The following is a 21,856-nucleotide window of genomic DNA, read 5'->3' as shown; positions in this document are numbered from 1 at the left end:
CTCAGCCCCCGGTGACCGGCGGGAAGAACGCCACTTCATCGCCCGCACGCAGCGGATGCGCCATCGTGGTCAGCGTCTGGTTAACCGCCACCAGTAATTTCCCGGATTCCAGCGCCAGTGCCCAGCGGTCGCCGCGTCCGGTGAGCGAAGCGCGCAGCTCCTCCACCGTGGCGAAATCAGCAGGGAGTTGCAGACCGGAGGTGCCGGTCAGTTCGCGTACCTGCGCGAAGAACAGAATGTCGATCATACTTCCACCTTACCTTCCGCCTTAAAATCTCCTGATTTACCGCCGCTTTTCTCCAGCAGGCGGATCGGGCCAATCACCATATCTTTCTGCACGGCTTTGCACATGTCGTAGATAGTGAGTGCCGCCACAGAAGCCGCCGTCAGCGCTTCCATTTCCACGCCGGTTTTACCGCTCAGACGGCAGCGGGATTCGATGCGCACACGGTTATGTTCCGGCTGTGCTTGCAGATTCACTTCCACTTTGGTCAGCAGCAGCGGATGACACAATGGGATCAGATCCCAGGTTTTCTTCGCCGCCTGAATGCCAGCGATACGCGCCGTAGCAAACACATCACCTTTATGGTGATTACCGTTGATGATCATCGCCAGCGTGTCAGCGGCCATTTCAACAAAAGCTTCGGCGCGGGCCTCGCGGACCGTTTCGGCTTTACCGGAAACATCCACCATGTGAGCGTCGCCGGACGCATTAATATGGGTCAGTTCAGACATACTTATTTCTTCAAATGTGGAGTGAAATTGCACGGTCCCTGACGGGCATCGAGCTGCGCTTCAATAATGTTGTCCCAGGCAGTCTGGCAGGCGCGGGTTGAACCGGGCATGGCGAAAATCACCGTCTGGTTGGCGATGCCGCCGATGGCGCGCGACTGAATCGTCGAGGTGCCGATATCTTCAAACGACACCATGCGAAACAGCTCGCCAAAACCTTCGATTTCACGGTCAAACAAAGGCTTCAGCGCTTCCGGCGTATTGTTGCCCGCGTTAAAACCCGTGCCACCGTTGACCAAAATCGCCTGAATCTTTTCATCCGCAATCCACGCAGAAACAACAGCGCGGATGCTGTAAATGTTCTCTTTGACAATTTGCTGCGCGACGACATGATGGCCGCCTTCGGTCACCGCTTCTTTCAGGTAATGCCCGGACGTGTCTTCAGCGTCGGTTCGGCGGTCAGAAACCGTCATGATCGCGACAGATAAAGGCAAGAACTCTTTACTGGCTTTGCTCATCAGTTTGCTCCTTAAACGATCAGTACCGGATTTAACCGCCGATAAACGACAGATTCTGGGTAATTCCGGTATTGCCTTCATGCAGGAAGTGGGTTTGTTTTTTACGGCTGAGGCCGCCCTGAATGCGGTCCATCAAATCGTCCTGTTGCATGTCGTCGGCTAATAAATCCCGTAACGGAATGCCTTGCTCGCCGAACAGACACAAATGCAGATTGCCGAGGGCAGACACACGCAGCCGGTTGCAACTGGCGCAGAAGTCTTTTTCGTACGGCATGATCAGACCGATTTCACCCAGATAATCCGGATGACTGAAGACTTGCGCGGGGCCATCGCTGCGTGAGCGAAGTTGTAACTGCCAGCCCTGACGCACCAGTTGCTCGCGCAGCACTTCGCCGGACACGTGGTGTTTGCGGAACAAGTCGCCGCCGTCGCCGGTTTCCATCAGTTCAATGAAACGCAGCTGGATCGGACGGGTTTTTATCCAGTCGAGGAAGGTATTCAGGCTGGCGTGATTGACATCGCGCATCAGCACGGTATTGACTTTCACCTTGCTGAAACCGGCGTCAAAGGCCGCATCTATACCCGCCATAACGTCGCGGAATTTATCCTGGCCGGTGATGGCGTGAAACTGGCGGGCGTCAAGACTGTCAACGCTGACGTTGATGTTGGTCAGCCCCGCATCGCGCCATTTCGCAATATCACGTGCCATGCGGTAACCGTTGGTGGTGACTGCCAGCGTTTTGATGGAGGGGTTTTCGCGCACTGCGGCAATGATCTCGCAGAAATCGCGGCGCAGCGACGGCTCTCCACCGGTCAGGCGCACTTTTTCCGTTCCCAGACTGGCGAACGCGCGGCTGACCCGACGGATTTCATCGAGCGAGAGAAAGCTTTTATTGCTGTGTCCGTGCGGCTTGTAGCCATCCGGCAGACAATAGGTGCAACGAAAATTGCACACATCTGTGATCGACAGCCGCAAGTAATAAAACTTGCGGGCAAAAGCATCAGTAAGTTGAAGCACCTTAACACCTTTCCAGATACGGGAGATGCGGGCATTTCTGCCATGCACCCTGGTGACTTTCGTCACGGCCAGGGCTCCATATTGTTTCTGTGGGAACGACGTCAGAAAGGCAACTTAGGAACCAGGGCTAGGAGTTGATTCATGCCGTCCATAGCGGATCGAGAATGAATACGGGGGTAACGGGGGATATTCTAACGCCGCAAAGTCCTGAACGCCAAGATGGTTTTTCGTTATGCATTTTGATACATAACGATTTTTTACGACAAAAGGCTGCATTTTCAACGCTGAAACTGCCCGGTTTTTAATGTCCTGAGAGTGGCGTGAAGGGATAACATCTTGTTGCAAAATTAGGTAAAATCCGCCGCAGAAAACGATGTAAACCCGCCGCTCCCTATATGAAAGGAAAACCATGCGCAACCGAACATTAGCTGACCTCGACCGGGTGGTGGCATTAGGCGGAGGTCACGGGCTGGGCCGTGTGATGTCTTCACTCTCGCTGCTGGGTCCGCGCCTGACCGGCATTGTGACGACCACCGATAACGGCGGTTCGACTGGCCGTATCCGCCGTTCCGTTGGCGGCATTGCCTGGGGCGATATGCGCAATTGCCTGAATCAGCTGATCACCGAACCGAGTCTGGCGTCGGCGATGTTCGAATACCGTTTCAGCGGCCAGGGCGAGCTGGATGGCCATAATCTTGGCAATCTGATGCTGCGCGCGCTGGATCATCTCACCGTGCGCCCGCTCGAAGCGATCAATCTGGTACGAAGCCTGCTGAAAGTCGACGCAGAACTGATCCCGATGTCAGAACAGCCGGTCGATCTGGCGGCCATTGATGCCAATGGTGAACACGTCCACGGCGAAGTCAACGTCGATAAACTGGCACAAATTCCGCGCGAACTGCGGCTGGAACCCCAGGTGTCCACCACCCGTGAAGCGTTACAGGCCATTGCTGAGGCAAATCTGATCCTGATCGGGCCGGGGAGTTTCTTTACCAGCCTGATGCCGTTGTTACTGATGAATGATCTGACAACCGCGCTGCACCGCAGCCGGGCGCATATCGTGTATATCGGAAATCTGGGGAAGGAACTGAGTGTCGCCGCCGCGTCGCTGACGCTGGATGACAAACTGGATATGATCGAGAAACGCATCGGCCGCCGCGCCGATGCCGCGATTGTCGGGCCGAAAGTCAAAGTCGGCGGAAGCGCCACTGAACATCTGATTATTCAAAGCCCGCTCGAAGCCAGTGATGTGCCCTATCGTCATGACCGCGACATGTTGCGCATGGCGATTGAAGAGGCACTGCAAAAAATGATCTGATTGATAAACATCAGGTATAAGAAAGGCCGCGCGATGCGGCCTTTTTTGCGTCCGAAAACTGAATTTACTGCCAGTCAGCCAGGATTTCCGCAGTGGTTTTTACCGTTACCGGATTTCCCGGCACAGATAACTCACGCCACACTTCATTATGCTGCCCGATCAGTTGCTACGCCGTCGCGTGTGTGCGATCGCCGGTAGTGTGCGCATCTGACGCAACCGTCACGGCATAGCCTTTGCTGGCAGCAACTTTGATGGTCGTGTCTACGCAATAATCCGTTGCACAACCGCAGAGGGTAAAACAGGTCGCATTCAGTTCCTGCAGAACGTTATCGAGTGAAGTGCGGTAGAAGGAATCACAGGCGGTTTTAGTCACAGAAATCGCGCCTTGCGGCTGATGTAATTCCGGTAATATCTGCCAGAATTCGCTACCTTCGGTCATGTCACCCTCAGCGTGCTGAATGAAAATAACCCGCCCTGCCCGGTCAATCAGCTGATTAATGCGCTCAGCCCGTCCGCTGCGGTCATAACGCGGGGAAGCGAACACCCCGTTTTGCATATCCACCACGATAAGAACATGTTGCTCTGACACGATCCTTCCCCTCAAATGAACAGAATGAAATGCGCGTAAATTACTTTTTCACCAGCGGATGATTATTCCACGGGCTGTCGGCAGCCGGTTTGGCGGTGCTGACTTTTGGCTTTTGCGCAGCCTGTGCTGAAAGCGGTGTGCGGCGCTTGCTGCGGGTCATATCCGGGCGCAGATGACCTTCAATGAAATCCAGATACAGCGTTTCCACTTCCTTACGCGCCCACGGCGTGCGGCGCAGAAATTTCAGGCTGGATTTCACACTCGGGTCGCTTTTGAAGCAGTTGATATTCACCTGCGAGGCCAGCGCCGGCCAGCCAAAGTTATCCACCAGCGTTGTCAGCAGTTTTTCCAGCGTGACGCCGTGCAGCGGATCTTTCGCTGCGCCAGGGTTTTGTGGTGTATCAGTCATTGGCTCGCTCTTCGTTAAAATGTCTGGGTCATGATTTTTAAGCCGCGCAGTCTACCACCCTTCTCGTTACGAAATCGCAATAAACTGCTCACGCAGGGCATGCAACTCGTCGCGCGTGTTGGCCGCCTCTTCGAATTCCAGATTTTGCGCGTGCGCATACATCTTGCTTTCCAGCTCTTTGATGCGTTGCTCCAGCGCTTTCGGCGTAAGCGATTTGAAGGTTTGCGCCGCTTCGGCATCGCGTTTGTCTTTGTTCTTTTTGGTTTTCGGCTGACCGAGTTGCAGGATGTCGGAGATCTTCTTGTTCAGCCCCATTGGCGTGATGCCGTTTTCGAGGTTGTACGCTTCCTGTTTGGCGCGACGTCGTTCGGTTTCTTCAATGGCGCGGGCCATTGAATTGGTAATTTTATCACCGTACAGAATCGCTTTACCGTTGAGGTTACGCGCCGCGCGGCCGATGGTCTGGATAAGCGAACGTTCAGAACGCAGGAAGCCTTCCTTGTCCGCATCGAGAATCGCCACCAGCGACACTTCCGGCATGTCCAGCCCTTCGCGCAGTAAGTTGATGCCGACCAGCACGTCAAATTCCCCCAGACGCAAATCGCGGATAATCTCGACGCGCTCGACGGTATCGATATCAGAGTGCAGGTAACGCACCTTCTCGCCGTGTTCTTCCAGATACTCAGTCAGATCCTCGGCCATACGCTTGGTGAGCGTGGTGACCAGCACACGCTCGTTAATCGCCACACGCTTGCGGATTTCAGACAGCAGGTCATCAACCTGCGTGGTTACCGGTCGCACTTCGATGATCGGATCCAGCAAACCGGTCGGACGCACGACCTGATCGACCACATCGTCACCGGATTTCTCCAGCTCGTATTTGCCCGGCGTGGCCGAGACATAAATACTTTGCGGCGCCAGGGCTTCGAATTCCTCAAAGCGCATCGGGCGGTTATCCAGCGCTGAAGGCAGGCGGAAACCGTATTCCACCAGCGTTTCTTTACGCGAGCGGTCGCCTTTGTACATGCCGCCGATTTGCGGAATGGTGACGTGCGACTCATCGACAATCAGCAGGCCGTCAGCCGGCAAATAATCAAACAGCGTTGGCGGCGGCTCGCCCGGCCCGCGGCCAGACAGATAACGTGAGTAGTTTTCGATACCGGAGCAATAACCCAGCTCGTTCATCATTTCGAGATCAAACTGCGTACGCTGGCTGATGCGCTGTTCTTCCAGCAATTTGTTGTTGGCCAGCAACACTTTGCGGCGATCCGCCAGTTCGACTTTAATTTCTTCCATCGCCTGCACAATACGTTCGCGTGGCGTGACGTAGTGCGTTTTCGGGTAGATGGTGAAACGCGGCACTTCATGCTGCACCTGGCCTGTCAGCGGATCAAACAGCGAAAGGCGTTCAACTTCCTGATCAAATAACTCAATGCGCAGCGCCAGATCGTCCGATTCCGCCGGGAACACATCAATCACTTCGCCACGCACGCGGAAAGTACTGCGCTGGAAAGCCTGATCGTTGCGTGCATATTGCAGTTCCGCCAGACGACGCAGGATCGAACGCTGATCGATAATCATCCCTTTGGTCAGGTGAAGCATCATTTTCAGGTATAAGTCCGGGTCGCCCAGACCGTAAATCGCAGAAACAGAGGCCACCACAATGACATCGCGCCGTTCGAGCAGCGCTTTGGTAGCAGAAAGACGCATCTGCTCGATGTGTTCGTTCACCGAGGCGTCTTTTTCGATAAAGGTATCGGAGCTCGGAACATACGCCTCAGGCTGATAATAGTCATAGTAAGAGACGAAATATTCGACGGCGTTTTCGGGGAAGAACTCTTTCATCTCGCCGTATAACTGTGCGGCCAGCGTTTTGTTGGGGGCAAGCACCATCGTCGGACGGTTCAGATCCGCAATCACATTCGCCACGGTAAAGGTTTTTCCTGAACCGGTTACCCCGAGCAATGTCTGGTGCGCCAGTCCGTTCTCCAGCCCTTCTTCCAGACGGCGTATCGCCTCAGGCTGGTCACCTGACGGTTTAAATTCGGAATGCAGTTTGAACTCTTTACTCATGACGGGCTACCTGACTGAAATGGGAATGCATAGGGCCGTGCGCGCTGAACGGGTGAACAGTTTGCGGAAAAATAGTATGAAAGACTTCGCGATTTTTGCCAGCCCTGATTTTACCTTCGCTATAATACTGTATATAAAACCAGCTTCCAATCGATAAAAAGTGTTGGCGTTTTAACGTGCTGTCGATGCTGCACTTTTTTAGGATATGACGAATGAGAATTCTCACCATCAGATGACATTTTTTCCTAAAATCCGCATTCCCTCCATTTTCTGACCACAGGTTGACGAAGATTGACACAACTATGACGAACGAATTACGGCTGTATTGCTTTTAACTAACTCGTTGATTAAAAACAGTATCATTAAAAAGCTGCGAATACGGGCAAACTAAGCGGAACCCGCATGCTGACTCGTCTGTAGCAACTTTTCTCACTCTCATGCACAAGGTTATCCACAGGAATAGTGGATAAGTCCCAGCACGCCCCGCGCTGCGGGAGTTGGTAAAAAACTGAATTTTGCCTTCCGTGGGTCTGAAAGGTCTTTTTTAGTTATTTTTTATCTTTTTTATCTCCTTATTTATGCCTATTTTGCCTAAATTTCTGGGCTGATGTTTCTTGCAAAAACCAAAAGTGCATCTCACCAGAATTTTTTGCTCACGTTTGTCCATGTGTTTGCACCAAAAACAGTGAAGACGGCACTGGCAAAGTGCAGGTCACCGTGGACTACTCCTTATGGGGTAATCTCAAAAACCTCAGAAATGCTAATGAATAATCCGAAATCATCAGCGGCGCGCCTGTTAACACCCCTGTAACTTCTCTTTCCCTGGCCGTTTTTACAAACTTGGCCTGAGAGTTGCAACGTCTCTGCATGTGGAGGTTGCGACAGCCGGAACTGCTTTTTTCGCCCCGCCATAAAAAATGAGAATTCCCCTGCTTTCAGGCAGGAAAAATCATTTTTAGCGCAAGGAAATGCCCCTTAACCCCATTTATCACTGATTAAGGGGGATTTATCTGTAATTGATGCTGTCAGGTTAGCCGTCAACAAACGGAATTAAATTCTGCGTTGGGGCATTAACAGCGGAACATAAATGTCAGAAATATGACAGTGGCCGTCAAAATGAAGTTCAGCGGAAGGCTCCGTGCGGGAGGGAGGTCTGATGTTAAGTGTAAAATCAGTTAATCAGTATTATGGGCAAAAACATATTCTGTGGGATATCAATCTCGAACTGTACCGCGGTCAATGTACCTGCCTGATCGGGCGAAATGGCGTGGGAAAAACCACGCTGGTGAACTGCATCATGGGGCATCTTCCGGTGAAAAGCGGCGCCATCTCCTGGCAGTCGCGTGACGAAGAGCCGCAAAGTCTGCTGAATTTGCCGGTCGAAAGCCGCGCCCAAATGGGGATCGGTTATGTGCCACAGGGACGGCAGATTTTTTCGCAGATGAGCGTCGATGAAAACCTGCAAATCGCCATGATGGCCAGCCGGAATAAGACCCGTCGCGTGCCGGAAGAGGTGTATGACCTGTTTCCGACATTAAAGGAGATGGGGGCGCGCAAAGCCGGTGAGCTCGATGAAAGCCAGCAGCAGCAACTGGCAATCAGTCGTGCGCTGGTTCAGGAACCTGAATTACTGATTCTGGATGAACCGACCGAGCACACCAGCGCATCGATGGCGGCAAACATGGGCAATATCATTCACCGCCTGAACCGTGATCTCGGCCTGACATTGTTGCTGGTCGGTCATAAACTGCCGTTCATCCGCAGCGTTGCCGACCGGTTCTGCCTGGTCGACGGCGGACGCAACATCGCACAAGGCACACTGGCACAGCTTGACGATACCTTAGTCAAAAATTATCTGACCGTCTGACGTCTCATGCCGTGAGACGGTTAAGATGAAGATACTGTCCCAAATTAACGTCAGTTCCGGCACTCAGGTACGGGATCTCGCCCAGCAAAGGCGCAGGCAGCATACGCGTGAGCGTATCCATGTATGCCTGATGATGCTTCCCCGTTTCCTGTACGTCGTTAGCTATCCAGCCCGCCAGATGCAACCCGCTTTGTGCGATGGCCTGCGCCGTCAGCACGGCGTGGTTAATGCAACCCAGCCGCATGCCTACCACTAACACTACCGGCAACTGCTCGGCGATAACCCAGTCAGCAAAGGTATAATCTGCCGTCAGCGGTGTGTACCAGCCGCCTGCGCCTTCCACCACCACCCAGTCCGCCAGCGGTTCGAGATGACGTAATCCGTCTGATAGCACCCGCGGATCAATCAGCCGTTTTTCCAGTTCGCTGACGATATGTGGCGAAGTCGGTTCGATAAAGGTGCAGGGGTTCACTTCGTCATAACGCAGCCCGACGGTGCTGTAAGCCTGTAACGCCAGCGCATCACTGTTGCGCGGGCCTTCGCCGGTCATTTCACTGCCGGATGCCACCGGTTTGTATCCGGCTGTTTTGTGTCCTGCCTGCGCGGCAGCCTGCAAAAAAGCGGTGGTCGCGACGGTTTTACCAACTTCAGTGTCGGTGCCGGTAATAAAGTATTTTTGTTTCATGATTTATTTTAATAAAAGCCTGGTGTTGGTTCTGGCTCCCTCCCCTGCGAAGGGGAGGGTTGGGGTGGGGTATTAATGGCAACTCTGACTTTCAAGTTGCCTGCAAAACCCCCTCCCAACCTCCCCCTTCGCAGGGGGAGGAGTTATTTATCGGGGGATCAGTTCTTCGACCTGCAAAATGCCGTAGACCAGCCGGTAGTTGAGCGGCAGGATGCCGTCGCGGCGGGCATAGTGTTTGTCCAGCAATTGCAGGCGTTCGCGCCCGCCCAGACCGCCGAGGCGGCCATTTTTGATGTGCGTCGCACCGATGCCTTTCAGCGAGCGCAGCAGCGACATCACATCGGGGAATTGAGCAACATGATCGCTGAAGGTCACATCATGGCGATACGGCGCGCAGGCTTCGGCGATTTTGTCCGGCGTCAGGAACTGATTCACGTGACGTCGGCCATCGACCTTCATCCATGCTGCGGCCAGCTCATTGAGCGAACCTTCTGCCAGCGTGGAAAACAGCACCAGCCCGCCGTTGCGGGTGACGCGGTGCATTTCTTCCAGTGCGCGTGGCAGTGCGTTACACCACTGCACCGCCAGATTGCTGAAGCAGATGTCGACCGAGTTGTCGGCAAACGGCAAACGTTCGATGTCGCCCGGCACGTATTCATCAGCAGAATCCAGCTCACGGGCGCGATTTAACATGCCCTCAGAGAGATCCAGCGCAATGACATTTTTACCCTGCGCACGCCAGTAACGGCTGAAGTGGCCGGTGCCACAGCCCGCATCGACGACAATCTTGCCGGCGTCTTGCAGATACGGCGCAGCCAGCGCCAGTAATTCCTCACCCACATCACGCTGCAACTGCGCGGCGTTTTCGTAACTGATGGCGGCACGACTGAACGCATCGGCCACCGCTTGTTTGTTCACTAATTCAGTGACTGCACCCATCAAGGGACTCCAGCAAAAAATCGATATCTTCCGGCTCATGCGCCGCTGTCAGGGTAATACGCAGCCGCGCACTGCCCGGTGGCACCGTCGGTGGACGGATGGCGCTGACCCACAATCCGCGATCGCGCAAGGTGGATGCCAGATCCAGCGCGGGCTGGTTTTCACCCACAATCACCGGCTGGATCGCCGTCTGTGAACCGGTCAGCGGATACGGCAAACCGGCGGCACCCGCGCGAAAACGGGCAATATTGGCGGCCAGTTTATCACGCAGACCGTCATCCTGCCGGACTCGTGCCAGTGCAGCCTGTAACGCGCACACCTGCGCGGCGGGCATCGACGTGCTGTAAATCAGATGGCGGGCAAACTGCAACAGGTAATCGGCGGTAGCATCATCACACAACACCGCCGCGCCGCTGCAACCGAAAGCTTTTCCGAATGTGACCACCAGCAGTTCCGGCCGGATGCCCTGTTGCCAGCAACTGCCGCGCCCTTCTTCACCGGTAACGCCCGCACCGTGCGCGTCATCAACCATCAGCCAGCTACCGTGCGCTTTGGACAAGTTATGCAGATCAGCCAGCGGCGCGGCGTCACCGTCCATACTGAATACACCTTCGGTCACCACCAGCGTTTCACCGGCTACCGGTTTCTCCAGCAGGCGCTCAAGGGAATCCGGCTGATTGTGGTGAAAACGCCGCAATTGCGAAGGCGCATGGGCTGCGGCTTCCAGTAAAGACGCGTGACTGAGTTTGTCAGCCAGCACGCGATCCTCAGCCTGCATCAGCGCCGCGAGAATCGCCTGATTCGCCGCAAAACCGGAGATAAACAGCAAAGCCCGCGGATATCCCTGCCACTGCGCCAGTTGTTGCTCAAACGCGGCATGCGCCTCGCTGTAACCGGTGACGTGTCCTGAACCGCCGCTGCCGACACCGTATTTAGCCGCGCCCTGCTGCCACGCGGCGATCACCTCAGCGTCCTGACTCAGGCCGAGATAATCGTTACCGGAAAAATTCAGATAACGCCGCCCGCCCTGCGTCAGAAAACGCGCACTGCCGCCCTCGTTCGGCTGCCGTACACGAAATGCCGCCGCCTGTTTGCGCGCCGCCACCGCGTCGTTGATCCGCGTTTGCCAGCTCACCGGTTATACCGCAGCGTTGTAGAACTGTTCGGTATCGGCGTGGACCAGCTGCTCGGCAAGCGCGGCCTGCTGCTGGTTATCGCCCATTTCTGTTTCAAATGACTGCGGGTTAAGCCCCAGCTTGCCGAACAGAATCAGGTCTTTATCTTCTGCCGGGTTTGGCGTGGTCAGCAGTTTGCAGCCGTAGAAGATGGAGTTGGCACCGGCCATAAAGCACATCGCCTGGGTCTGCTCACTCATCTGTTCGCGACCTGCGGAAAGGCGCACATAAGATTGCGGCATCATGATGCGCGCGACCGCGATCGTGCGGATGAAATCAAACGGATCCACATCGTCATTATCCGCCAGCGGCGTACCTTTCACTTTCACCAGCATGTTGATCGGCACACTTTCCGGCGGCACCGGCAGGTTCGCCAGTTGCATCAGCAAACCGGCGCGGTCTTTGACGGTTTCACCTAGACCCACAATGCCGCCGGAACAGACTTTAATGCCCGCACCGCGCACTTCCGCCAGCGTATCCAGACGTTCCTGATAGCTGCGGGTCGTTATGATGCTGCCGTAAAATTCCGGCGAGGTATCAAGGTTATGGTTGTAGAAATCCAGCCCGGCGTGCGCCAGACGCTGTGCCTGCGTAGTGTTCAGCGTGCCGAGGGTCATGCAGGTTTCCATGCCCATTTCTTTCACGCCCTGCACCATCTGCTCAAGGTACGGCATGTCACGATCGTGCGGGTTTTTCCACGCCGCGCCCATACAGAAACGGGTTGAACCGGCGGCTTTCGCCTGTCGGGCAGATTCGAGCACCTGCTCGACTTGCATCAGACGTTCAGATTCCAGCCCGGTTTTGTAACGGGAACTTTGCGGGCAATATTTACAGTCTTCGGGACAGGCACCGGTTTTGATCGACAGCAAGGTGCTGACCTGAACCTGTCGCGGGTCAAAATGCTGACGGTGAATTTGCTGCGCTTCGAACATCAGCTCCAGGAATGGCTTATCGAACAGGGCCTGCGTTTTTTCCAGCGTCCAGTGGGTGCGGGCAGTCATTGCGACTCCTTTAAAAAGTGTTCAGTTGTATTTTTTTCATAATCCGTAAACCATTTTTAATTTGTTTTGGTTTACCGTCAACGTTAAAATTATTTTTTAGTTTACAGCTTACGCCTCAGGATTCGTTTATGACCCCCGCCGATATTGAATTCGACCAGCGCCACATCTGGCATCCGTATACCTCTATGACCAAACCGCTGCCCGCCTATCCGGTGGAATCCGCGTCCGGCGTGATGTTGCAGCTGGCTGATGGCCGCAAACTGGTTGATGGCATGTCGTCCTGGTGGGCGGCAATCCATGGTTACAACCATCCGCAGTTGAACCAGGCGGCCATCGAACAAATCGGAAAAATGTCCCATGTGATGTTCGGCGGGATCACCCATCCGCCGGCGGTTGCGTTGTGCCGCCGTCTGGTAGAAATGACCCCCGCCGGGCTGGAATGCGTGTTTCTGGCGGATTCTGGTTCGGTGGCCGTTGAAGTAGCACTGAAAATGGCGATGCAATACTGGCAGGCGCGCGGTGAAAAACGCCAGACGTTGCTGACCCTGCGCAACGGCTATCACGGCGACACCTTTGGCGCGATGTCAGTCTGTGACCCGCAAAACTCGATGCACAGTTTGTATCAGGGTTATCTGCCGCAGCATCTGTTCGCCGATGCGCCGCAGAGCCGTTTTGACGGGGAATGGGACGAGGCGGATATCGCGCCATTTGCCAAAATGCTGGACGAAAATCACCGCAAAATCGCCGCAGTCATTGTAGAACCCATCGTTCAGGGGGCGGGCGGGATGCGGATTTATCACCCGCTGTATCTTAAACGCGTGCGTAAGTTATGCGATGAATATGGCGTGTTGCTGATTGCCGATGAAATTGCCACCGGATTTGGCCGCACCGGCAAGCTGTTTGCCTGTGATCACGCCGGGATTTCGCCGGATATCCTCTGCCTCGGCAAAGCCCTGACCGGCGGCTACATGACACTTTCCGCCACGCTCACCACCCGCCATGTGGCACAGGTGATCAGTGACGGCGAGGCGGGATGTTTCATGCACGGCCCGACATTTATGGGCAATCCGCTGGCCTGCGCGGTCGCCAGCGCCAGCCTGCATTTACTTGCGGAAAACCGCTGGCAGGCGCAGGTATTGAGCATTGAGAAACAGCTGAATGCCGGTTTACAGCCGCTGGCAGCACATCCGGCGGTCGCCGATGTGCGGGTGCTCGGGGCGATTGGTGTGGTGGAAATGCGCCAGCCGGTAGACATGGCGCAATTGCAGAAGCATTTTGTCGGTCAGGGCGTGTGGATCCGCCCGTTCGGCAAGCTGATTTACCTGATGCCGCCGTACATCATTTCAACTGAAGAACTGAGCAAACTGACCGGCGCAATCGCCAGCGCACTGGCTGCGCTTTACTGATTAGCCTGTGGTGACTAACCGGTGTGAGGTGGATAACAGCGCGCTCAGTTTTTCCCGGCTGAGCCGCGCTTCTTCATTAAGAAAATCAATTGCCACTTTCAGCGCAGGGGTCGGGTTTTCCGGATACAGCAACGTATAAGACGCGCCGCTTGCCACGCACAGCGGGAACGGCGCAATCACCCTTCCCGCCTGCAAATCATCTTCAATTAATGTCAGATCGCCTATCGCCACACCGTAGCCCTGTAACGCCGAATTGATCGCCAGATCCAGCGTATCGAAATGCTGTGATTTGGCTGACGGCAATCCCTGTACGCCCTCCTCCCGCAGCCACAACAACCAGTCGCGACGGTCACGCGTCGGGTGAAGCAGCGTTTTATCGGCCAGATCCGCCACTTTCGTTTTCCCTTTATGACGCGGCAGAAACTCCGGCGTACACACCGGCGTCAGCACTTCATCAAACAGATGATGCGCCCGGCGCTGTGATTCCGGCGGACGACCAAACACTACAGCAGCATCAAAATGTTCGTTGCTGAAATCCACGCCGTGGGCGATGGAAGCTGTCAGCTCAATCTGCATATCCGGCCTGTCGTTTTGTAGCTGGATAACACGCGGCAGCAGCCAGCGCATGGAACAGGTCGGGCATTTAATGCGTAAGGTATCCGGATGCGAACCCACGCGTTGCAGGGCTTCTCCCATCAGCGCCAGCGCCTGTTGTACCGGCGGTAACAACTGCGCCCCGCGCGGGGTCAGCGTCAGCCCGCGGGCCTGACGTAAAAACAACGGATAACCCAGCGTGGCCTCAAGTCCGGTGATCTGGCGACTGACCGCGCCCTGGGTGATGTGCAGCAACGCCGCCGCGTGTGTCAGATTCAAGGTTTGCGCAACCACGGCAAAGGTTTTCAGCACATTGAGCGAGGGTAAATTCAGATACGGCAGTTCAGGAGAAAAACTCACAGTTACCTCGTCAGAAACGTTATAAAGCCATGACTTCAGATCATAACGAGTATGACAAACTTTCCATTGTCGGCACAGGGGAACTATTGCTTAATCATTCAACACCCGTTTTTACCTTCTCATGGCCACCCGGCCTGCTTTTTGGGGAAAATGCTATGAAGAGCGCCATGTCGCCCCTGTCAAAATTACCTGACGTCGGCACCACCATTTTTACCGTTATCGGCCAGCTCAGCGCTGAACATAACGCCCTGAACCTGTCACAGGGGGCACCGAATTTCTCATGCCAGCCCGCGTTAATCGACAGCGTCGCAAAAGCCATGCGCGAGGGGCATAACCAGTACGCACCAATGAGTGGCGTGGCGGCATTACGCCATGCGTTGTCCGCCAAAGTCGAAGCGCTTTATGGCTGCAAATATGATGCCGACAGCGAAGTGACGGTGATTGCCAGCGCCAGCGAAGGCCTGTATTCCGCCATCAGCGCCCTGGTACATCCGGGCGATGAAGTCATTTATTTCGAGCCGTCATTTGACAGCTATGCACCGATCGTCCGTTTACAGGGCGCGAAGCCGGTAGCTATCGGCCTGTCGCTGGATGATTTCAGCATCGACTGGGATCAGGTTGCCAGCTCGATCAACAGCCGCACGCGAATGATCATCATCAACAGCCCGCATAACCCGACCGGTGCCATTTTCACTGAATTTGATATCGAACGACTGACCGCGCTGACCCAAAACACCGACATCGTGATTTTGTCCGATGAAGTGTATGAGCACGTGGTGTTCGACGGCGAGCGCCACGAAAGCATGGCCTGCTATCCGCAACTGGCTGAACGCAGCGTGATTGTGTCGTCTTTCGGCAAAACCTATCACGTCACCGGCTGGCGTGTGGGTTATTGCCTGGCACCGGCAGAACTGATGGATGAAATCCGCAAAGTGCATCAGTTTATGGTGTTCTCTGCCGATACGCCGATGCAGGTCGCATTCGCCGAAGCGCTGGCTGACCCGCAAAGTTATCTGGGACTGGCCGATTTTTATCAGCAAAAACGCGACCTGCTGGCCGAAGCCCTCAGCGAATCCCGCTTTGAATTACTGCCAAGCCGTGGCAGTTTCTTTATGCTGGCGCGTTTTAGTCATTTCAGTCCGCTGACCGACGACGAATTTGTGCTGAGCCTGATCCGCGATCATCAGATCGCGACCATTCCGCTGTCAGCCTTTTACAGCAATAACCAACCAACAGGGCTTATCCGTCTGAGCTTTGCCAAAGATAACGACACGTTGTACGAAGGCGCACGCCGGTTGTGTCGCGTCTGAACCTTTGTATTCATCTCAATAACGCCGGGGAATTGTGAATAATGAAAAAATTGAAAATCGCATTGCTGTTAGGTTGTGCCGTCGCGTCTTTCTCCGCACTGGCGGACGGTTCCACGCTCAAATTTGGTCTGGAAGCGCAATATCCACCGTTCGAATCGAAAAGCGCGACCGGTGAATTACAGGGTTTTGATATCGATCTGGGCAACGCCGTCTGCGCCGCCGCCAGTGTGAAATGCGACTGGTACGACACTTCTTTCGACGGCCTGATTGCAGCCCTGCAGGCGCGTAAATTTGATGCGATTAACTCGGCGATGAACGTGACGGATAAACGTCGTCAGGCGATTGATTTTACCAACGTGATTTACCGCGTCCCCACCAAACTGATTGCGAAGAAAGATTCCGGCCTGCTGCCGACCACGGAGTCGCTGAAAGGCAAGCATATCGGCGTGTTACAGGGGTCGATTCAGGAAAGTTATGCGCAGGCACACTGGGCACCGAAAGGCGTAGATATCGTCTCTTATCAGGATCAGAATCAGGTGTATCTGGATCTGTCATCCGGTCGTCTCGACGGCACATTAGTGCTGGCCCCGGCCGGTCAGACCGGTTTCCTGTCGCGTCCGGACGGTAAAGATTACGGCTTCGTCGGTGACGCCGTACGCGATGACAAAATTCTCGGCAGCGGCATCGCCTTCGGCCTGCGTAAAGGCGATACCCAGTTGAAAGAAAAGCTGGATACAGCGATCGCTAAAGTGCAAAAAGATGGCGTGGTGAAAGAGCTTTCGAAGAAATACTTTGGTGATATTGATGTGAGCGTGAAGTAAAGCCGCCAGGAAGACAGGTTTTACTTTTGCGCCTCCCTCTGCTAAGGGGGAGGCCGGGAGGGAGTTTTTAAGGGCTAACACCTCGTCAAAAAAACTTCAATCCATTGATTTTGCTTTAATACCCCACCCCAGCCCTCCCCTTCGCAGGGGTGGGTGCCACTTAATACTCAGAATTCACAATGACTTCTTCTCCAAACACACCGGCCTGCGGCAATGGTTTGTAGCTTGAGTTAGAGGCGCGCAGTACGCGAATGCCCCTCGCGCTCACGGCCTGAGCGGCAGTGATATCATTGTCAGAGTCGCCATAAAACACTTTAATTTGCTTATCTTTCAGCCACTGCGTTTTTGTGTTCTGACCGGCTTTGTCACCGGCGAAAATAACCGCATTCACTTTGTCCTGCGGGATCTGGAAATCGTTCTGCAGCGTCTTCGTCACGGTCTCAGTTTTGGTTTCGCTGCGGCCGGTCACGAAGTAAATGCTGTCGCCGCGTTTGAGGTGCATGGCAATCAGCGCCTTCGCCACGTCTTTTGGCATGCTGAAATCATCCCAGCCGTTGTTCATTTTCTCCCAGAATTTCGGGTTCTTCAGATAATCCTGTTTTCCGGGGGAAAACTCGACCTGCCCGCGGTAAAAGCCCGGCGAGGAAAACAACACCGTGTCATCGATATCAAAACCGACAGCTATTGGCGGGCGGCCGTTCAGGCTGTTTTCAATTTGCGCGACCGACACCCAGTGAACCGGCGATTGCTGCGCGAGTTGCGCGACATTCACACCCGGATAAAGCGGTGCAGACGTAGCTTCCTTAGCGACAGCAGCCTGATTCAGGCTGAGCAACAGGAAAACGGCACTCAGTGCCAGAGGAGTTTTACGCATTAGGATCCCTTTTTTATGCTTATTAATCTTGCAGATAAAGTGGAGCAACGGGTCAAAAATCTTACCGACCATACCTGTGCAACCTGCAGATTTAAAGGAATTTTCCGGCAGATGTCATAGGAAAAGATGATGGTCACATTTCAGGGAAAAATCGCAGGCTTTATTCAAACATGGCATAAAGCGCTTGGTTCGAAAACTGTTTAGCGTCCTATACTTATTCCCAATTACGTTAGCTTTTAACTTTCTTATAAGAAAACGAAAAGGAATGACTATGCCCCAGTTACAGTCTGAAAACCGCCGCATCGTGCTGGCTTCACGCCCTCACGGCAAACCCGTCGATGACAATTTCCGTCTGGAAAAAGCGCCGTTACCGCAGGCCAGAGACGGTCAGTTATTGCTGCGTACCGTGTGGCTTTCGCTCGACCCGTACATGCGCGGACGTATGAGCGATGCGCCTTCTTACGCTGCGCCGGTACAAATCGGTGAAGTAATGACCGGCGGTGCGGTTTCCCGCGTGGTGGAATCGAAAAGCCCGGATTTTAAAGCCGGTGATTTCGTGGTCGGCAGCACCGGCTGGCAGGATTATTCCGTGGCCGACGCCAAAGCCGTGAAGAAACTGGAAGGCGCGGCACTCAAACAACCTTCCCTTGCACTCGGTGTTTTAGGCATGCCGGGCTTCACCGCTTTTATGGGGCTGCTGGATATTGGCGAACCCAAGCCGGGGGAAACGCTGGTCGTCGCTGCAGCGACCGGGCCGGTCGGCTCGCTGGTCGGACAAATTGGTAAAATCAAAGGCTGTCGCGTGATCGGGATTGCCGGTGGTGAAGAGAAATGCCGTTATGCCGTTGAACATTTCGGTTTCGATGAATGCCTGGATCACCGCGCCCCGGATCTGGATAAACGCCTGAAAGCGGCCTGCCCGGACGGCATTGATGTGTATTTTGAAAACGTCGGTGGCGCGGTGTTTGATGCCGTATTGCCGCTGCTCAATACCAAAGCGCGTATTCCGCTGTGCGGGCTGGTTTCCCAATATAACGCGACCGGTCTGAAAGAGGGTCAGGATCGCCTTTCCCTGCTGACCGGCACCATTCTGAAGAAACGCATGCGTGTGCAGGGCTTTATTATTTTTGATGATTACGGCCATCGCTATCCGGAGTTTGCAAAACAGATGAGCGAATGGTTTGAACAAGGCAAAGTGAAATTCCGCGAAGATATCGTGGAAGGATTAGAGAATGCACCGCAGGCGTTCTTTGGCCTGCTTGAGGGTAAAAACTTTGGCAAACTGGTCGTTCGTGTCGGTCAGGACTGATTACTCCTTAACTAAAGCTGACGGCGTCCACAGGAGGTAACATGAAATTACTGATTGTATTGACATCACACGATAAGCTCGGCGAAACCGGTAAGAAAACCGGTTTCTGGCTGGAAGAATTTACCGCGCCGTATTACGAGTTTCTGGATGCAGGCGCCGGGCTGACGCTGGCCTCGCCGAAAGGCGGACAGCCACCACTCGATCCGAAAAGTGATGAGCCGGATGCGCAGACCGAAACAACCGAACGCTTCCGCAGTGATAAAGATGCGCAGAAGGTGCTGGCGAACACGCACAAACTTGCTGATGTTAACGCTGATGACTTCGATGCCATTTTCTATCCGGGTGGTCACGGACCGTTGTGGGATCTGTCTGAAGACCCGCATTCCATCGCGCTGATCCAGGCTTTCTGGGCAGCGGGCAAACCGGTTTCTGCGGTCTGCCACGCGCCGGGGGTGTTGCGCAATGTGCTGGTGGAAGATGGCACGCCGCTGGTGAAAGACAAGCGCGTAACCGGCTTTAGTAACAGCGAAGAAGACGCGGTTGGCCTGACCGACATCGTGCCTTTTTTGGTCGAAGACGAGCTGAAGAAAAATGGCGGCGATTACAGTAAGGCGGCGGACTGGCGGCCTTATGCCGTCACCGATGGCAAACTGATCACCGGTCAGAATCCGGCCTCTTCCAGAGCGGTCGCGCAGGCATTACTGAAAATGCTGGGCGGCGGCGAGGTCGGCAAGTAATCTGCCCGTGACTATTTCATCATCTGAAGAGGGTTCTATGGCATTTACACTCACCAGTAATGATTTGCGCGATGGCGACAAAATGCCGGAAACGCAGGTTTTTAACGGCATGGGCTACAACGGCGACAACCTTTCGCCGCATCTGGCCTGGTCCGGTGCCCCCGCGGGCACCAAAAGTTTTGTGATAACCGTTTATGACCCGGATGCCCCGACCGGCTCCGGCTGGTGGCACTGGGGCGTCGCGAATATTCCGGCTGACGTCACCGAATTGCCCCAAGGCGCGGGCTCCGGCAAAGGCGGTTTACCTGCCGGTGCCGTGCAGACCCGCACCGATTTTGGCAAAGCCGGTTATGGCGGCGCAGCCCCTCCGCAGGGCGAACACCATCACTATCATTTCACCGTATACGCCATCGATACTGAAACGCTGGAAGTCGATGAGAATGCCAGCGGCGCGTATCTCGGCTTCAATGTGCATTTCCATACTCTCGGCAAAGCATCACTGACAGTGATATACAGCTGATTCCTGTGGTATAAAAGACGCAGAAAAGGTGGTCAGTTTTACTGGCCACCGTTTTTTTATTGCGGCGATGACCGCAACATTGAAAAAAAAGAACAATCTTCTTCATCAAGGAGTCAGTCACAGTGAAAATTTCCACCCTGTCGCGCGCGTGCGCTATGTTGTCTGCCAGCCTGATCCTGGCGGCATGCAGCAGCAGCCATCAAGGCTTATCCAGCCAGGTTGCTCCGGGCACCGCGTCACTGCCCGTGTTATCAGCGGACGAAGCGGCCAATTTTACAACGAAAAATTATCTGGCCTTTGGCGGCCCTTCTTTGCAGGTTCAGCAACAGGGCTGGTTCCCTAAACTGGCCAGCACTGACGGTGTGAACACCCATTTCGTGGTCGGCCCGCAGTTAGGCACCGACGGCGCAGAATACTCTAACGTTCAGATGGCGGTAAACGCGGCACTGGCTGTGCGTAACCACGGTGAACGTATCTTCATTAAAATCCTGCCAGGCACTTACAACGGCGCCGTTTACATCCCGGCAGGTTCACCACCGGTCACCTTATTCGGTGCGGGCAACAGCTCTGCTGATGTGACCCTCGCACAAGGTCTGGAAGCCGCAGCGGCACCCGCCACTTACCGTTCAACCGTCAGTCCTAACGGCCAGTTCCTGCCGGGCGATCGCGCGTTCTATATGTTCCAGAACTGCGCCACCCTGACCACTGAAACCATCGGCACCGGCTGTACCGCGACCGTGTGGTCACAAAGCAACGGTGTGCAGATTCAGAACCTGACCATCGGCAATTCCCTGCTCGATACTGTTGACGGGGGCGATCATTCCGCCGTTGCGCTGCGTACCGACGGTGACAATGTGATTCTGGATAACGTGCGCCTGATTGGCCGCCAGAATACCTTTATGGTGAACACCGCCAACATCCACAACCAGACTGACAACAGCCGTTACAGCCGTGCATACGTGCATAACAGCCTGATCGTGGGTGATGTGGATTACGTATTTGGCCGGGCGAATGCCGTCTTTGACCACGTTGAATTCCACACCGTCAGCAGCCGTGGCGTGAAACAGGCGTCTGTCTTTGCGCCAAACACGCCAGCAGCTGCGCCGTATGGCTTCCTGGTGATCGACAGCAACCTGACCGGCGACCGTGGCTTCGAGCAGGCAGCGAAAGCGAAAATGGGTCGTGCGTGGGATGCTGATGGCGCAAGCAGCCAGCTGGTAATCCGCGACAGCAGCTTCGACAACAGCTATGACCAGATGAATCCGTGGGGCGCTTCTGTCTTCTCCGGCCAGCCATTTGCCGGCAACGTGCCAAAAGATGAGAAACAACAGCGCAATCTGAACGACACTAACTTCAACCGCCTGTGGCAGTACAACAACGTGCTGACACAGCCTGCGAAGTAATTCAGTCTGATGCCATGAAAAAACCGCCGGGGTTGCCTCCGGCGGTTTTTTTTCGTTCTGCGGACTTCGTTCTGCGAAAATGTTACAACGCTTCGTTGCCCAGACGGAATACCGACACCGTGCGTTCCAGATTCACCGCCTGCTCATCGAGCGAAGCCGCCGCACTGGCAGACTGTTGAACCAGCGCCGAGTTTTGCT

General features: G+C 54.6%; 21 protein-coding genes, 2 pseudogenes and 1 riboswitch. Of the genes and pseudogenes, 9 read left to right on the top strand and 14 right to left on the bottom strand.

Annotation, left to right across the window (positions count from 1 at the left end; all coding sequences use genetic code 11):
* Window position 1 precedes the first annotated feature (1 nt).
* The 4 genes from moaD to moaA form a co-directional block, all read right to left on the bottom strand.
* Window positions 2–247, bottom strand: coding sequence for a molybdopterin synthase sulfur carrier subunit (gene moaD / locus EX31_RS23755; protein WP_013576375.1), 246 nt, complete (start codon window positions 245–247; stop codon window positions 2–4).
* On the bottom strand, window positions 244–735 hold the full coding sequence (gene moaC, locus EX31_RS23750; RefSeq protein ID WP_013576376.1) for a cyclic pyranopterin monophosphate synthase MoaC: 492 nt from the start codon (window positions 733–735) through the stop codon (window positions 244–246). The genes moaD and moaC overlap by 4 nt, the downstream gene beginning before the upstream one ends.
* Window positions 736–737: 2 nt before the next feature.
* On the bottom strand, window positions 738–1,250 hold the full coding sequence (gene moaB, locus EX31_RS23745; protein WP_013576377.1) for a molybdenum cofactor biosynthesis protein B: 513 nt from the start codon (window positions 1,248–1,250) through the stop codon (window positions 738–740).
* A 31-nt stretch (window positions 1,251–1,281) separates the two neighbouring features.
* A complete protein-coding gene (moaA, locus tag EX31_RS23740; RefSeq protein WP_037037506.1) occupies window positions 1,282–2,268 on the bottom strand; it encodes a GTP 3',8-cyclase MoaA in 987 nt (328 codons plus the stop codon).
* Window positions 2,258–2,414: riboswitch (molybdenum cofactor riboswitch) on the bottom strand. It overlaps the preceding gene by 11 nt.
* Before the next feature lie 263 nt (window positions 2,415–2,677).
* Here moaA and yvcK point away from each other — a divergent pair.
* Window positions 2,678–3,586 (top strand): gluconeogenesis factor YvcK family protein, encoded by a 909-nt coding sequence (yvcK, locus tag EX31_RS23735; RefSeq protein WP_037037160.1) that lies wholly within the window; start codon window positions 2,678–2,680, stop codon window positions 3,584–3,586.
* A gap of 64 nt (window positions 3,587–3,650) precedes the next feature.
* Here the strand turns inward: yvcK and EX31_RS23730 are convergent.
* The 3 genes and pseudogenes from EX31_RS23730 to uvrB form a co-directional block, all read right to left on the bottom strand.
* Window positions 3,651–4,175 (bottom strand): annotated as a pseudogene (locus tag EX31_RS23730) (isochorismatase family protein).
* A gap of 40 nt (window positions 4,176–4,215) precedes the next feature.
* A complete protein-coding gene (locus tag EX31_RS23725; protein ID WP_037037158.1) occupies window positions 4,216–4,584 on the bottom strand; it encodes a VF530 family protein in 369 nt (122 codons plus the stop codon).
* Window positions 4,585–4,650: 66 nt separating this feature from the next.
* Window positions 4,651–6,657, bottom strand: a complete 2,007-nt coding sequence (gene uvrB / locus EX31_RS23720) for an excinuclease ABC subunit UvrB (RefSeq protein ID WP_013576382.1) — start codon at window positions 6,655–6,657, stop codon at window positions 4,651–4,653.
* Window positions 6,658–7,813: 1,156 nt separating this feature from the next.
* Between uvrB and EX31_RS23715 the strand changes: the two genes are divergently transcribed.
* Window positions 7,814–8,524 carry an ABC transporter ATP-binding protein gene (locus EX31_RS23715; RefSeq protein ID WP_013576383.1) on the top strand — a complete coding sequence of 237 codons (711 nt, stop codon included), beginning with the start codon at window positions 7,814–7,816 and terminating at the stop codon, window positions 8,522–8,524.
* A 4-nt stretch (window positions 8,525–8,528) separates the two neighbouring features.
* Here EX31_RS23715 and bioD read toward each other — a convergent pair whose 3' ends face one another.
* The 4 genes from bioD to bioB form a co-directional block, all read right to left on the bottom strand.
* Window positions 8,529–9,209, bottom strand: a complete 681-nt coding sequence (gene bioD, locus EX31_RS23710; RefSeq protein ID WP_037037156.1) for a dethiobiotin synthase — start codon at window positions 9,207–9,209, stop codon at window positions 8,529–8,531.
* 147 nt (window positions 9,210–9,356) lie between these two features.
* Complete coding sequence (bioC, locus tag EX31_RS23705; RefSeq protein WP_015690232.1) at window positions 9,357–10,148, bottom strand: malonyl-ACP O-methyltransferase BioC; 792 nt, start codon at window positions 10,146–10,148, stop codon at window positions 9,357–9,359.
* Window positions 10,132–11,283, bottom strand: a complete 1,152-nt coding sequence (bioF, locus tag EX31_RS23700) for an 8-amino-7-oxononanoate synthase (RefSeq protein ID WP_037037153.1) — start codon at window positions 11,281–11,283, stop codon at window positions 10,132–10,134. The genes bioC and bioF overlap by 17 nt, the downstream gene beginning before the upstream one ends.
* 3 nt (window positions 11,284–11,286) lie before the next feature.
* Window positions 11,287–12,324 carry a biotin synthase BioB gene (gene bioB / locus EX31_RS23695; protein ID WP_037037151.1) on the bottom strand — a complete coding sequence of 346 codons (1,038 nt, stop codon included), beginning with the start codon at window positions 12,322–12,324 and terminating at the stop codon, window positions 11,287–11,289.
* 128 nt (window positions 12,325–12,452) lie between these two features.
* On the opposite strand from bioB, the gene bioA reads away from it, so the two are divergent.
* On the top strand, window positions 12,453–13,730 hold the full coding sequence (gene bioA, locus EX31_RS23690; protein WP_037037149.1) for an adenosylmethionine--8-amino-7-oxononanoate transaminase: 1,278 nt from the start codon (window positions 12,453–12,455) through the stop codon (window positions 13,728–13,730).
* Here the strand turns inward: bioA and EX31_RS23685 are convergent, their stop codons facing one another.
* Window positions 13,731–14,684, bottom strand: a complete 954-nt coding sequence (locus tag EX31_RS23685) for a LysR substrate-binding domain-containing protein (RefSeq protein ID WP_015690235.1) — start codon at window positions 14,682–14,684, stop codon at window positions 13,731–13,733.
* Window positions 14,685–14,839: 155 nt separating this feature from the next.
* On the opposite strand from EX31_RS23685, the gene EX31_RS23680 reads away from it, so the two are divergent.
* Together EX31_RS23680 and EX31_RS23675 are read left to right on the top strand one after the other, a co-directional pair.
* Window positions 14,840–15,994, top strand: a complete 1,155-nt coding sequence (locus EX31_RS23680; protein WP_037037503.1) for a methionine aminotransferase — start codon at window positions 14,840–14,842, stop codon at window positions 15,992–15,994.
* A 41-nt stretch (window positions 15,995–16,035) separates the two neighbouring features.
* Window positions 16,036–16,815, top strand: a complete 780-nt coding sequence (locus EX31_RS23675) for an ABC transporter substrate-binding protein (RefSeq protein WP_037037147.1) — start codon at window positions 16,036–16,038, stop codon at window positions 16,813–16,815.
* Window positions 16,816–16,975: 160 nt separating this feature from the next.
* Here EX31_RS23675 and aphA read toward each other — a convergent pair whose 3' ends face one another.
* Complete coding sequence (gene aphA / locus EX31_RS23670) at window positions 16,976–17,689, bottom strand: acid phosphatase AphA (RefSeq protein WP_037037145.1); 714 nt, start codon at window positions 17,687–17,689, stop codon at window positions 16,976–16,978.
* A 271-nt stretch (window positions 17,690–17,960) separates the two neighbouring features.
* On the opposite strand from aphA, the gene EX31_RS23665 reads away from it, so the two are divergent.
* The 4 genes from EX31_RS23665 (at window position 17,961) to EX31_RS23650 (ending at window position 21,658) form a co-directional block, all read left to right on the top strand.
* Entirely contained in the window at window positions 17,961–18,998 is a 1,038-nt protein-coding gene (locus EX31_RS23665) for an NADP-dependent oxidoreductase (RefSeq protein WP_013576393.1), read from the top strand.
* A 41-nt stretch (window positions 18,999–19,039) separates the two neighbouring features.
* The gene (locus tag EX31_RS23660) at window positions 19,040–19,735 is read left to right on the top strand and encodes a type 1 glutamine amidotransferase domain-containing protein (RefSeq protein WP_013576394.1); all 696 of its coding nucleotides are present in this window, start codon (window positions 19,040–19,042) and stop codon (window positions 19,733–19,735) included.
* Window positions 19,736–19,772: 37 nt separating this feature from the next.
* Window positions 19,773–20,255: a kinase inhibitor gene (locus tag EX31_RS23655; protein WP_037037143.1), complete on the top strand. Its 483-nt coding sequence runs from the start codon at window positions 19,773–19,775 to the stop codon at window positions 20,253–20,255.
* Window positions 20,256–20,377: 122 nt separating this feature from the next.
* On the top strand, window positions 20,378–21,658 hold the full coding sequence (locus EX31_RS23650) for a putative acyl-CoA thioester hydrolase (RefSeq protein WP_013576396.1): 1,281 nt from the start codon (window positions 20,378–20,380) through the stop codon (window positions 21,656–21,658).
* Between the two features lie 143 nt (window positions 21,659–21,801).
* Here EX31_RS23650 and EX31_RS26605 read toward each other — a convergent pair.
* Window positions 21,802–21,852: pseudogene (locus EX31_RS26605) on the bottom strand (hypothetical protein); the annotation flags it as partial.
* Window positions 21,853–21,856 lie beyond the last annotated feature (4 nt).

It is taken from the genome of Rahnella sp. WP5 (genome assembly GCF_000745615.1).
Lineage (GTDB): Bacteria > Pseudomonadota > Gammaproteobacteria > Enterobacterales > Enterobacteriaceae > Rahnella > Rahnella aceris.
Note: the sequence above shows the minus strand (reverse complement) of the source record. Positions and strands in the feature narration are given on the sequence as shown.

Bases quoted from the DNA above. Each gene is read 5' to 3' on its own strand.
- yvcK (WP_037037160.1), top strand. From the start codon at position 2,678: ATGCGCAACCGAACATTAGCTGACCTCGACCGGGTGGTGGCATTAGGC.
- EX31_RS23680 (WP_037037503.1), top strand. From the start codon at position 14,840: ATGAAGAGCGCCATGTCGCCCCTGTCAAAATTACCTGACGTCGGCACC.
- EX31_RS23665 (WP_013576393.1), top strand. From the start codon at position 17,961: ATGCCCCAGTTACAGTCTGAAAACCGCCGCATCGTGCTGGCTTCACGC.
- bioB (WP_037037151.1), bottom strand. From the start codon at position 12,324: ATGACTGCCCGCACCCACTGGACGCTGGAAAAAACGCAGGCCCTGTTC.
- uvrB (WP_013576382.1), bottom strand. From the start codon at position 6,657: ATGAGTAAAGAGTTCAAACTGCATTCCGAATTTAAACCGTCAGGTGAC.
- moaB (WP_013576377.1), bottom strand. From the start codon at position 1,250: ATGAGCAAAGCCAGTAAAGAGTTCTTGCCTTTATCTGTCGCGATCATG.
- bioC (WP_015690232.1), bottom strand. From the start codon at position 10,148: ATGGGTGCAGTCACTGAATTAGTGAACAAACAAGCGGTGGCCGATGCG.
- EX31_RS23715 (WP_013576383.1), top strand. From the start codon at position 7,814: ATGTTAAGTGTAAAATCAGTTAATCAGTATTATGGGCAAAAACATATT.
- EX31_RS23725 (WP_037037158.1), bottom strand. From the start codon at position 4,584: ATGACTGATACACCACAAAACCCTGGCGCAGCGAAAGATCCGCTGCAC.
- EX31_RS23660 (WP_013576394.1), top strand. From the start codon at position 19,040: ATGAAATTACTGATTGTATTGACATCACACGATAAGCTCGGCGAAACC.
- bioA (WP_037037149.1), top strand. From the start codon at position 12,453: ATGACCCCCGCCGATATTGAATTCGACCAGCGCCACATCTGGCATCCG.
- bioD (WP_037037156.1), bottom strand. From the start codon at position 9,209: ATGAAACAAAAATACTTTATTACCGGCACCGACACTGAAGTTGGTAAA.
- moaD (WP_013576375.1), bottom strand. From the start codon at position 247: ATGATCGACATTCTGTTCTTCGCGCAGGTACGCGAACTGACCGGCACC.
- aphA (WP_037037145.1), bottom strand. From the start codon at position 17,689: ATGCGTAAAACTCCTCTGGCACTGAGTGCCGTTTTCCTGTTGCTCAGC.
- EX31_RS23655 (WP_037037143.1), top strand. From the start codon at position 19,773: ATGGCATTTACACTCACCAGTAATGATTTGCGCGATGGCGACAAAATG.
- EX31_RS23675 (WP_037037147.1), top strand. From the start codon at position 16,036: ATGAAAAAATTGAAAATCGCATTGCTGTTAGGTTGTGCCGTCGCGTCT.
- moaC (WP_013576376.1), bottom strand. From the start codon at position 735: ATGTCTGAACTGACCCATATTAATGCGTCCGGCGACGCTCACATGGTG.